The 10,355-nt window shown below is 74.4% G+C and carries 12 protein-coding genes; 10 read left to right on the top strand and 2 right to left on the bottom strand.

What is annotated here, in order from left to right; all coding sequences use genetic code 11:
* Window position 1: 1 nt before the first annotated feature.
* From OO48_RS25285 to OO48_RS25255, 7 genes are all read left to right on the top strand, one after another.
* On the top strand, window positions 2–472 hold the full coding sequence (locus OO48_RS25285; protein ID WP_081952361.1) for a cupin domain-containing protein: 471 nt from the start codon (window positions 2–4) through the stop codon (window positions 470–472).
* A gap of 22 nt (window positions 473–494) precedes the next feature.
* On the top strand, window positions 495–1,874 hold the full coding sequence (locus OO48_RS25280; protein ID WP_033220214.1) for a lysine N(6)-hydroxylase/L-ornithine N(5)-oxygenase family protein: 1,380 nt from the start codon (window positions 495–497) through the stop codon (window positions 1,872–1,874).
* A complete protein-coding gene (locus OO48_RS25275; RefSeq protein WP_033220212.1) occupies window positions 1,871–2,224 on the top strand; it encodes a cupin domain-containing protein in 354 nt (117 codons plus the stop codon). Before OO48_RS25280 ends, OO48_RS25275 begins: the two co-directional genes overlap by 4 nt.
* Entirely contained in the window at window positions 2,224–3,735 is a 1,512-nt protein-coding gene (locus tag OO48_RS25270) for a class I tRNA ligase family protein (protein ID WP_033220210.1), read from the top strand. The genes OO48_RS25275 and OO48_RS25270 overlap by 1 nt, the downstream gene beginning before the upstream one ends.
* Before the next feature lie 75 nt (window positions 3,736–3,810).
* A complete protein-coding gene (locus OO48_RS25265; RefSeq protein WP_033220208.1) occupies window positions 3,811–5,085 on the top strand; it encodes an ATP-grasp domain-containing protein in 1,275 nt (424 codons plus the stop codon).
* A gap of 7 nt (window positions 5,086–5,092) precedes the next feature.
* Entirely contained in the window at window positions 5,093–6,382 is a 1,290-nt protein-coding gene (gene lysA / locus OO48_RS25260; RefSeq protein WP_051732737.1) for a diaminopimelate decarboxylase, read from the top strand.
* A gap of 119 nt (window positions 6,383–6,501) precedes the next feature.
* On the top strand, window positions 6,502–6,777 hold the full coding sequence (locus OO48_RS25255) for a hypothetical protein (protein ID WP_033220207.1): 276 nt from the start codon (window positions 6,502–6,504) through the stop codon (window positions 6,775–6,777).
* Between the two features lie 30 nt (window positions 6,778–6,807).
* Here OO48_RS25255 and OO48_RS25250 read toward each other — a convergent pair whose 3' ends face one another.
* The gene (locus OO48_RS25250) at window positions 6,808–7,572 is read right to left on the bottom strand and encodes a sporulation protein (protein ID WP_033220206.1); all 765 of its coding nucleotides are present in this window, start codon (window positions 7,570–7,572) and stop codon (window positions 6,808–6,810) included.
* A gap of 204 nt (window positions 7,573–7,776) precedes the next feature.
* Here OO48_RS25250 and OO48_RS25245 point away from each other — a divergent pair, with 204 nt between their 5' ends.
* The gene (locus tag OO48_RS25245; RefSeq protein ID WP_033220205.1) at window positions 7,777–8,031 is read left to right on the top strand and encodes a hypothetical protein; all 255 of its coding nucleotides are present in this window, start codon (window positions 7,777–7,779) and stop codon (window positions 8,029–8,031) included.
* A complete protein-coding gene (locus OO48_RS25240) occupies window positions 8,028–8,291 on the top strand; it encodes a hypothetical protein (RefSeq protein ID WP_033220204.1) in 264 nt (87 codons plus the stop codon). Before OO48_RS25245 ends, OO48_RS25240 begins: the two co-directional genes overlap by 4 nt.
* A gap of 53 nt (window positions 8,292–8,344) precedes the next feature.
* On the opposite strand, the gene snpA is transcribed toward OO48_RS25240, so the two are convergent.
* Complete coding sequence (gene snpA / locus OO48_RS25235) at window positions 8,345–8,974, bottom strand: snapalysin (RefSeq protein WP_033220202.1); 630 nt, start codon at window positions 8,972–8,974, stop codon at window positions 8,345–8,347.
* 219 nt (window positions 8,975–9,193) lie between these two features.
* Here snpA and OO48_RS25230 point away from each other — a divergent pair, with 219 nt between their 5' ends.
* On the top strand, window positions 9,194–10,177 hold the full coding sequence (locus OO48_RS25230; RefSeq protein ID WP_033220201.1) for a LysR family transcriptional regulator: 984 nt from the start codon (window positions 9,194–9,196) through the stop codon (window positions 10,175–10,177).
* Window positions 10,178–10,355 lie beyond the last annotated feature (178 nt).

The following is a 10,355-nucleotide window of genomic DNA, read 5'->3' as shown; positions in this document are numbered from 1 at the left end:
CGTGAGCAGCAGGAGCATCAAGGACATCGTCGTCTTCGGCGAGAGCGAGGGCGAAGTCCGCCACGTCCGCAAGGGCCCCGACCGGTGGATCGCCGGCGAGCTCGCCATCACCAACACGCTGCAGTTCGCCAGCCCCGACGGCGCGTTCACGGCCGGCATCTGGGAGAGCACGCCCGGCAAGTTCCGGGCCGTCTACGAGGAGGACGAGTTCTACCACATGCTGTACGGCCAGGTCGTGATCGCCGACGAGGAAGGCAACGCCCGGACCTTCCACCCCGGCGACACCATCGTGGTGCCGGCCGGCTTCACCGGGACGTGGGAGGTGGTCGAGCCGACCAAGAAGTTCTACGCCCACTACCGCCCCGGCGGCGGCCCCGCCCTCGCCACCGCGACGCCCGTCACCACCGGGCGGCCCGAGCAGGCCCCTGCCGATGCGTCCGACCCGTCCGACCCGTCCGCGCAGGCCGGCTGACCCGGGAAGAGGCCGACACACCATGACCACGTCCCCCGCCACCGCCGGCCTGCCGCACCAGCGGCTGCTCGGCATCGGGTTCGGTCCCTCGCACCTGTCCATGGCCGCCCTGCACGCCTCCCGGGCGGGCGCCGGCGGCGCGGGGAGCGTGCACTTCCTGGAGGCCCGCGAGACCTTCGCCTGGCACCCGGACATGCTGCTGCCCGGCGCCCGGATGCAGGTCGCCTTCCTCAAGGACCTGGTGACCCCCAGGGAGCCGACCAGCCCGTTCAGCTTCGTCAACTTCCTGGTCGCCCACGGCCGGCTGGAGCAGTTCCTCGACCTCGCCACCCTCAACCCCACCCGGCGGGAGTTCGTCGAGTACTTCCGCTGGGCCGCCGCCCGGCTGCCCGGCTACGCCAGCTACGGGCACCGGGCCGAGGCGATCCGCCCCGCCACCGGGCCCGACGGCACCGTCACCCACCTCGAGGTCGACCACCGCGGCCCCGACGGCACCCGGCACACCGCCACCGCCGACCACGTCTCGGTGGCCCCCGGCGGCTCCCCGGTGGTCCCCCGCGGCGTCGGGGCCGCCGCCCGGGAGAGCGGCGCCGTCTTCCACAACAGCGCCTTCCTGACCGGCATCGAGCCCTTCCACCGGCGCGGCCGCGACCTGCCGCACCGCTTCCTGGTGGTCGGCGCCGGACAGAGCGCCGCCGAGGCCTTCCAGTACCTGGCGGCCGAGTTCCCCGCCGCCGCCGTCACCCTCGCCCACCGCGGCTTCGCCCTGCAGCCCGCCAACAGCAGCGCCCTGGCCAACGCCATCTTCGCCCCCGCCGCGGTCGACCTGTTCCACGGCGCCGACCCGGCCCGCCGCCGCGGCATCCTCGCCGAACTGCGCACCACCAACTACGCCGCCGTCGACGACACCGACATCGACGCCGTCGCCGAACTCCTCTACGACCAGCGGGTGCGCGGCGGGCAGCGGCTGGCGGTGCGCCGCTTCACCGAACTCACCGCCTGCCACCCCGCCGGAGCGGGCGCCGCCGCCACCCTGCGCGACCTGCTCACGGGGGAGGAGGGCACCGAGGAGTACGACGCCGTCGTCCTCGCCACCGGCTACGACTTCACCGAGGCCCGCGGCCTGCTGGCCGGCATCGACCGGTACCTGCTGCGCGACGAGGACGGCCGGCTGCTCGTCGACCGCGACTACTCGGTGCGCACCGCCCCCGGCTTCGCCCCCAAGGTCTTCCTGCACGGCGCCGCCGAACACACCCACGGCCTCACCAGCACCCTGCTCTCCCTGATCGCCCACCGCGCCGGCGACATCCTCGACGCCGTCGAGGCCACCGGCGCCGCGCGGGGGCCCGGCACCCTCCCGTCCACCCCCACCGACCACCTCCTGCAAGGAGCGCACGCATGAGCGGCATCCAGATCCAGCGGCGGGCCGAAGCCCCCACCCGCGAGGAGTACGGCTGCGAGTTCCGCCGGATCCTGCCCTGGCAGCGCCCCGGCCCCTCCGACACCGGCATGGGCGTGTGCACGGTCGCCCCCGGCACCGCCACCACCCCGCACTCGCACGCCGACCACGAGCAGTTCTACGTGGTGCGCGGCAGCGGCACCGTCCAGGTCGACGGCGAACGCGCCGGGATCGGCCCCGGCGACGCCATCGTGGTCGCCGGGCACCAGGTCCACCACTTCGAGAACGCCTCCGCCACCGAGGAACTCGAACTGCTCTCCGTCTGGTCGCTCGGCCCGCTCGGAGGCGAGTGATGGCCCCCCGCGCCTTCCTGGTCACCGCCACCCCGCCCACCACCAACGGCGACCTGCACGTCGGCCACCTCTCCGGCCCCTACCTGGGCGCCGACGTGTTCAGCCGCGCCCAGCGCATGCTCGGCCACACCGCCCTCTACGCCTCCGGCGGCGACGACCACCAGACCTACGTCGTCACCACCGCCCAGCGCCTGGGCCTGGACCCGGTCGAACTCGCCGCCCGCTGCAACGAGGAGATCCGCGAGACCCTCGCCCTCGCCCGGATCGACATCGACGCCTTCACCAGCCCCGACGACGACTACCGCGCCGACGTCCGGGCCTTCTTCACCGACCTGTACCGCGCCGGGAAGCTGGAGCGCCGCACCTGGACGTTCCCGTACTGCGCCACCACCGGGCGCTTCCTGCTGGAGGCGTTCGCCACCGGCCACTGCCCCGAGTGCCTGGTGGCCACCTGCGGCGCCATCTGCGAGAACTGCGGCCACCCCAACGACGCCGGCTCGCTGCTGTTCCCCACCAGCACCGGCGCCGCCGCCGACGCCACCGAGCCGCGCGAGGTCGAGATCCTCGTCCTGCCGCTGGAGCACCACCGCGAGCGCTTCGCCGACTTCTACCGCGAACGCGCCGCCACCATGCGGCCGCACGTGCTGCGCTTCGTCCAGGAGATGCTCGCCCGCCCGCTGCCCGACTTCCCGGTCAGCTACCCCGCGCAGTGGGGCATCCCGGTGGGCATCGACGGCTTCGAGGGCCAGGTGTTCAACGTCTGGGCCGAGATGCTGCCCGGCCTGCGCGTCATGAGCGAGACCGCCCGCGCCCGCCGCGCCCCCGACCACCGGGGCGACGTCTGGGCCGCCGACTCCGGCTACGAACTCGTCCAGTTCCTCGGCTACGACAACACGTTCTACTTCTCGCTCGCCCACCTCGGACTCGCCCTCGCCCACGGCGGCCTGCTCACCCCCACCGCCATCGTGACCAACGAGTTCTACCACCTGGAGGGCTCCAAGTTCTCCACCAGCCGGCGCCACCTGATCTGGGCCCGCGACCTGGTCGGCAAGTACGGCGCCGACAACGTCCGCTTCCACCTCGCCCTGGACAACCCCGAGCACCAGGTCTCCGACTTCACCGAGGCCGCCTTCACCCGGAGCGTCCGCACCCGCCTGCACGCGCCGCTCACCGCGCTCGCCGCCGCGCTCGCCCCGCACACCGGGCGCCCCGCCCCCGCCGGGCCCGGCACCACCGCGCTGCTCGACCGCTACCGTGACCGCATGCGCCGCGCCTACGCCCTGGAGACCTTCTCGCTGCGGCAGGCCGCCGAGAGCACGGCCAACCTGCTCGCCCTGCTCGCCGCCAGGGCCGAGCAGGACCCCGCGCTGGCCGCCGAGGGCGTCCGCGTCCTCGCCGAACAGGCCGCCCCGCTCCTGCCCGACCTGGCCGCCGCCCTCGCCGAGCGCTGCGCCGCCGTCCCCCGGGGCACCGTCCCGCGCCTGGACGGGCTGATCTCCCACCCGCTCTGACCACCCCAACCGGCCCGGCCCCCGACCCGCGGGGCCGGGCCGGTCCCGCACCCGACCGCAGCAAGGCAGACCACCATGCACATCGCGTTCGTCGACTCCAACCCCGCCGCCCTGGAAGCCGTCCGGCTCGCCACGGAGGCCGGCCACCGCGTGACCTTCCTGCAGTCCGCGGACCCGCTCTACCCGCCCACCGAACAGAACCTGCGGATCCTCGGCGCCGTCGACCACCTCGTCGACGGCCTGGCCACCACCGACGCCGACGCCGTCACCGCCGCGCTCGCCGCCCGCCACGCCGAAGTCCCCATCGACGTCGTCACCAGCCAGCACGAGATGTCCACCGAGGCCGTCGCCCACGCCTGCCGCACCCTCGGACTGCGCGGCACGAACCCCGACGCCGTCCTGACCGCCCGCCGCAAGGACCGCTGCCGCGAGACCCTCGACCGGGCCGGACTCGCCTCCGCCCGGTACGCGCTGGCCGCCGACGAGGCCGAAGTCCTCGCCGCCGCCGAACGCATCGGCTACCCCGTCATCCTCAAGCCCCCGTCCGGCGGCGACAGCCTGCTCTCCTACGTGGCCCGCACCCCGGGGGAGGCCGCCGACGGCTGCCGCGGCGTCCTGACCGGACTCGACGCCGTCCCGGCCGGCTGGCACGGCCAGTTCCGGCGCGGCGTGCTGGTCGAGGAGTACCTCACCGGCCCGCTCGTCTCGGTCGAACTCGGCGTCAAGGACGGCGAGTTCATCCCCTACTGCGTCTCCGGACGGTTCCGCTGGGCCCAGGACGAGGTGGTCGAGCTCGGCTCCTACATCCCCTCCAACCTGCCCCCGGAGCAGCGCGAGGCCTGCGTCTCCTACGCCGTCGAGGTCTGCCGCGCCCTCGGCCTCGACCTCGGCGTCTTCCACCTGGAGATCATCCACACCGAGCGCGGCCCCGTCCTCGTCGAGGTCAACCCCCGCGTCATGGGCGGCGCCCTGCCCACCATCTACAAGCACGCCACCGGCACCGACGTCTTCACCGGGCTCCTGCAGATCCTCGACCCCGCCGCCGGGGTCGACGCCCCCGCCCCGACCGACGGCTGCGTCGGCGGGCGCAAGGTGATGGCCCGTCACGGCGGCACCCTCGATGCCGCCGCCACCCTGGAACGCGCCGCCCGCCATCCCGACGTCCTGCAGGTCGTCGGTTTCGACAGCTACCGCACCGGACCCGGCCGGACCGTCGCCGCCGGGCAGATCGTCGCCCGCTTCATCCTGCGCGGCGAAGATCATCTGTCCGTGGTTCGGGCAGCCGAGCAGATCCTCCACGCTTTGGAGGAAGATCTGGGGATCGAGCTGATGATCGGTGAGAAGGACTGAAGACCCCATGACCTCCCCTGCCGGCGCCCCCACCGGGCTGCCCACCCTCCCCGGCGCCATCGACGGCCCCCGCCTCGCGGCCCTCGCCGCCGAACACGGCACCCCGCTGTGGGCGTACGACGCGCAGACCATCCGCGCCCAGATCGCCAAGCTGCGCTCCTTCGACGTGATCCGCTTCGCGCAGAAGGCCTGCTCCAACATCCACATCCTGCGCCTGATGCGCGAGGAGGGCGTCCTGGTCGACGCCGTCTCCGAAGGAGAGGTCGAACGGGCCCTGCTCGCCGGCTACCGGGTCGGCGGCCCGGACGAACCCATCGTCTTCACCGCCGACCTGCTCAGCCGCAGCGCCCTGCGCCGGGTCGTCGAACTCGGCGTCCCGGTCAACGCCGGCTCCCCGCAGATGCTGGACCAGGTCGGCCGGGTCTCGCCCGGCCACCCGGTCTGGATCCGGATCAACCCCGGCTTCGGCCACGGCCACAGCCGCAAGACCAACACCGGCGGCGAGCACAGCAAGCACGGCATCTGGCACGAGCACCTGGAGGAGAGCCTCGCGCTCGTCGACCGCCACGGCCTCGACCTGATCGGCCTGCACATGCACATCGGCTCCGGGGTCGACTACGGCCACCTGGAGAACGTCTGCGAGACCATGGTCAAGCAGGTCCGGATCTCCGGCCGCGACGTGCGCGCCATCTCCGCCGGCGGCGGCCTCTCCGTCCCCTACCGGCCCGGCGAGCAGGAGGTCGACACCGAACGCTACTTCCGGCTGTGGGACGCCGCCCGGCAGGAACTCGCCGCCCAACTCGGCCACCCCGTCCGGCTGGAGATCGAACCGGGCCGCTTCCTGGTCGCGGGCTCCGGCGTCCTGGCCGCCGAGGTCCGCGCCCAGAAGCCGATGGGCAGCAACTGGTTCGTGCTGTCCGACGCCGGCTTCAACGACCTGATGCGGCCCGCGATGTACGGCAGCAGCCACCGGGTCTCCGTCCTCGACGGCGACAGCGGCACCCCCCGCACCGACGAGCCGCTGGACACCGTCCTGGCCGGCCCGCTGTGCGAGTCCGGCGACGTCTTCACCCAGTCCGAGGGCGGCCTCGTCCACTCCGTCCCGCTGCCGCGCACCGAGATCGGCGACCTGCTGGTCTTCCACGACGCGGGCGCCTACGGCGCGAGCATGTCCTCCACCTACAACTCCCGCCCGCTGGTCCCCGAGGTCCTGGTCGACGGCGCCGAGGCCCGGCTCATCCGCCGCCGCCAGAGCGTCGCCGAGATGCTCGCGGCCGAGACCGACCCGCTGAACTGAACCCGCGGCGCCCGTCCCCCCGCCCCGGCCGGACGGAACGGGCGCCCGCCCCGGGTCACGCGGGCGCCCCGCGGCCCCGGGCCCGCCGGGATGTCGGACCTGGGTGCCACCCTGGTCGGATGGACGACGCGTACGACGAACTGCTGCTGCGGGGCCGGGTCTACGGAGCCGACCACGAAGACCCGGGCCCCCGTCCCGGCCGCACCTACCGGGAACTGGTCGGCGGCCCCCTCGACGGCCTCCTGCTGGACGTCACCGGCTGGAGCGGCGAGGCGCTCGCCGCCGGGGCCGCCCTGCCCACCCACCTCGGCCGGCACGGCGCCGAGGGCCGCTCCCACTACGAACCGCGCCCCGCCGACCCCCGGCGCTGGGACTGGACGGCGGACACCCCGTAGGGGCCCGCCCGCCGCTTCCGCGCCGCGCGCTCAGTGCCCCAGCGCGCCGCGGATCCAGCCGTCCACCGTGCCGGTCAGGTCGTGCCGGCCGGCGCCGTGGTCCAGCACGAACGTCCGCACCGAGTCGCCGCCGTGGAACACGCCGCGCTTGTCGAACTCCAGCACCACCTCGACCCGGTGCGGATCCGTGACGAAGGACAGCTCGACCTCGTTGCAGCGCCCGGCGAACTGCGGCGCCGCCTTGTACTCGATCTCCTGGTAGAACGGCAGCGTCTGCCCCGTCCCGTGGATCCGCCCGGCCTCCAGGTCGGCCCGGTGGAAGTGGAAGCCCAGCGCCGACATCGCCTCCAGCACCCGCTGCTGCACCGGCAGCGGCTCCACCGCCAGCGGATCGGTGTCCCCCCGGTCCAACTGCCCCGCGATGTCCACGTCGGTGCGCACCCCCAGCGCCATGCCCGACAGGTGGTGCCCCCCGATGGCCGTCAACGGCGTCTCCCACGGCACCGGGAAGGCGAACGGGACCGACCGCCGCTCCCCGGCCGCCAACCGCAGCGGCCCGCAGACCCGCACCGGGGCGAACTCCCGGGTGGTCAGGCCCTCCCCGTCCTCGTACTCCACCTCGACCCGGGCCGCCAGGCAGAGCGTGATCCCGTTGATCTCGGCGTCCCGCTCACCCCCGACCAGGTCGACCCGGCCGTGCACGCTCCCGCCGGGACACACCGCCGGGGTCGACAGCACCGTGTCGACGGTGGGACCGCCGACACCCAGGGCGCCGAGAAGCCGCTTGAACACCATCCGGGGACACTCCTCACAGACTCAGGACCACGAGCCCCCGATCGTACTTTGCCCGCCCTTTGCCATCGACCGCCGGCCTCCCGCAGCCCCTCGCCCGCGTGACGCCCCGTCAGCCCCGCCGCCGGGCCCGTCACCGGGGCCGTCACCGGGTCCGGGGTCCGCCGTTCCGGTACGGCGGGCCGGTCCGGGCCGTACCATCGGTGCATGACCGTTGAGCTGACGACCCGTCTGGACGACGAGGTGGTGGCCCACCTGAGGGCCGAGGCCGCGCGCGCGGGCATCGACCCCGACACCTACCTCGGCCGGGTCCTGACGGCCGACTACCGGGCCGCGCACGGCACCCGCGAGGAGCGGATCGCCCGGGCCGAGGCCCTCACCGCCGCCACCGTCCACGCCTGGAACCGGGCCGGGCGCCCGGAGGACGGCGGGGTCGACTTCGAGGACGTCTTCGGCCGGTGACCTCCCGACCCTTCCGCGCCCGGCTCTCCCGCGAGGCCGCCGACCTGGTGCGCGCCGTCCTGACCACGGACCAGTGCAAGCAGTTGCAGGTCGCCCTGGAGGCCGCGGTGCGCGACCCCTGGTCGTGGCCGCCCGGCGACCGGGCGGACCTGGACGACACGGTCCGGCAGATCGTCCTGCCCGAACTGATCGCCCACTACGTCGTGCTGCCCGACCCGCCCGACCCGCACCTGTGGGTGATCACCCTCACCGTGCTGTAGCGCGCCGAGGCGGCCGGCCCCGCCCGGGGCCGGCCGCCTCGGACGTGCGGGGGTCAGCCGGCGGCGGCCAGGCCGTACGCCCAGAGGCTGTTGACCCGGGACCGCTCGGTGCCGTTCGGGTACGGGTTGGTGCACGAGGTGCCGGGCCCGCCGCCGGACATCAGCTCGCTGCACGGGCCGGAGTAGTGGTCGGGCAGGCCGAGCACGTGGCCGGTCTCGTGGGCGGTGACGCGCAGCGAGCTGTACTGCCGGTTCTGCGTGTAGTCGAGGAAGATGTAGCCGCTGCCGTGGCCGTCGGTGGAGGCGTAGGAGCCGCGGGAGTCGTTGCCCTCGTAGTAGCGGAAGTCGGCGTTGGTGCCGGAGCGGAGCTGGACGTTGGTGACCGAGGAGTTCCAGATCTGCGCGCTCTGGGAGATGATCGTGCGGAAGCTCGGGGCCTGGCTGGCGTCGTAGGTGACGGTGACGGCCAGCAGGTAGGGGTTGGCGGCCTGCTTGGCGCGGGCCGACTTCATCACGGCCTCGTAGAACGCCTGGTTGCCCGCCGCCTCGGCGGAGTCGGCGGCGATGCTCGCGGACGGGGTGTAGCCCTGGGCGGGGGTGGCCGCGGCGGCGGGCACGGCGGCGGTGCCGGCCGCGAGGACCAGCCCGAGGGCGGCGGCGAGCACGGTCATGGAGCGGTTCATGTGGGGACTCCATTTCGCGGGTCCCGGGGGCCGTGGGGAGGCCGTCCGGGAGGCGGTGACGGGTTGTTGCACCGAGCTTGGGGCAGGTCGGCCGGGGCGCGGAGATGGCAACCGGCGATAGCCCGGGTCAATGCCCTTGCGGGGGAGCGGGGTTGGCGTCCCACGGGCGGCACTTGACATGCTCTTGGCGGATCGGGGGCGCCTGGTTATGCTCCCGTGATGGAGCTCGACGTCCGACACCTGCGGGTGCTGTGCGCGATCGCGGACACCGGCAGCGTCCGGAAGGCCGCCCGTCGGCTCGGCATGACCCAGCCCTCGCTCACCACCCAACTGCACCGCATCGAACGGGCCATCGGCGGACGGCTGTTCACCCGCGAACGGACCGGCAGCCGCCCCACCGCCCTCGGTCACTGGGTGCTCTCCCGCGCCAGGCCCGTGGTCACCGAGATGGACGCCCTCGTCGCCGCCGCCCGCGCCGAGGCCGCCGGACCGGGCCGCCGCCGGCTCCGGATCGGCAGCGTCGGCAGCCGCGCCGTCCCCGCCTGGCTGCGCCGCATCCACGACCGGATCCCGGAGACGGACACCACCATCCACATCGACATCTCGGCGATCGCCCTGCTCCACCTGGTCGCCGCCGAACAGCTCGACACCGCCTTCGTCCACGAGAGCGAGGGCTTCCCGCTGCGCGTGCCCGCCGGCACCGAACAGCGGGTGCTGGTCGCCCGCGAACCCCAGTTCGTCGCCCTCGCCGAGTCCCACCCCGCCGCCGGCCGGCCGGTCGTCAGCCTCGCCGACCTCGCCCACGACACCTGGATGGTCGACCCGACCGCCGACCACGAGTACGCCGCACTGCGCCGGGTCTTCGCCGAAGCCGGACTCGACCCGCGGGTCATCCAGGTCCGGGACAACGCCACCGCCGCCGAACTCGTCGCCTCCGGCGAAGCCGTCCGCCCCTGCCAGCCCACCTCGCCGCCCGGCCCCGGCACCGTCCTGCGCCCCGTCCACGGCGACCCGATCGCCGTCCGGCTGCTGCTCACCTGGCGCCCCGACACCGTCGGCGGCCCGGCACTCGACGGCCTCTGGACCGACCTCCGCCACGCCTACCTCGACCTCGCCGGCGCCAACCCCGACTACCGGGCCTGGCTGCGCCGCCACGACCGCTCCCTGCACACCCTCCTCGCCCCGGCGGGGCCGCCCACCTGACGGGGGAGGACCGGCGGCCGGTCCTCCCCGGGCGCCGTCCCCCGGCCGCCCCCCCCGGACGGCCACCGCTCACGCGGAGCGGCCCACGGCCCCGGCGGACGGCGTACTGGTTGCCGGGCCGGGCCCCTGCGGGGCAAGCACGGCGAAGCGGGGCGCACGCTGATCGCGTGCGCCCCGC

This window comes from Kitasatospora phosalacinea, from assembly GCF_000716545.1.
Taxonomy (GTDB): Bacteria; Actinomycetota; Actinomycetes; order Streptomycetales; family Streptomycetaceae; genus Kitasatospora; species Kitasatospora phosalacinea.
Note: the sequence above shows the minus strand (reverse complement) of the source record. Positions and strands in the feature narration are given on the sequence as shown.

Excerpts from the sequence above, each read along its gene's own strand:
- OO48_RS25230 (WP_033220201.1), top strand. The coding sequence starts at position 9,194 with ATGGAGCTCGACGTCCGACACCTGCGGGTGCTGTGCGCGATCGCGGAC.
- lysA (WP_051732737.1), top strand. The coding sequence starts at position 5,093 with ATGACCTCCCCTGCCGGCGCCCCCACCGGGCTGCCCACCCTCCCCGGC.
- OO48_RS25250 (WP_033220206.1), bottom strand. The coding sequence starts at position 7,572 with ATGGTGTTCAAGCGGCTTCTCGGCGCCCTGGGTGTCGGCGGTCCCACC.
- OO48_RS25245 (WP_033220205.1), top strand. The coding sequence starts at position 7,777 with ATGACCGTTGAGCTGACGACCCGTCTGGACGACGAGGTGGTGGCCCAC.
- OO48_RS25270 (WP_033220210.1), top strand. The coding sequence starts at position 2,224 with ATGGCCCCCCGCGCCTTCCTGGTCACCGCCACCCCGCCCACCACCAAC.
- OO48_RS25280 (WP_033220214.1), top strand. The coding sequence starts at position 495 with ATGACCACGTCCCCCGCCACCGCCGGCCTGCCGCACCAGCGGCTGCTC.
- OO48_RS25275 (WP_033220212.1), top strand. The coding sequence starts at position 1,871 with ATGAGCGGCATCCAGATCCAGCGGCGGGCCGAAGCCCCCACCCGCGAG.
- OO48_RS25265 (WP_033220208.1), top strand. The coding sequence starts at position 3,811 with ATGCACATCGCGTTCGTCGACTCCAACCCCGCCGCCCTGGAAGCCGTC.
- OO48_RS25255 (WP_033220207.1), top strand. The coding sequence starts at position 6,502 with ATGGACGACGCGTACGACGAACTGCTGCTGCGGGGCCGGGTCTACGGA.
- snpA (WP_033220202.1), bottom strand. The coding sequence starts at position 8,974 with ATGAACCGCTCCATGACCGTGCTCGCCGCCGCCCTCGGGCTGGTCCTC.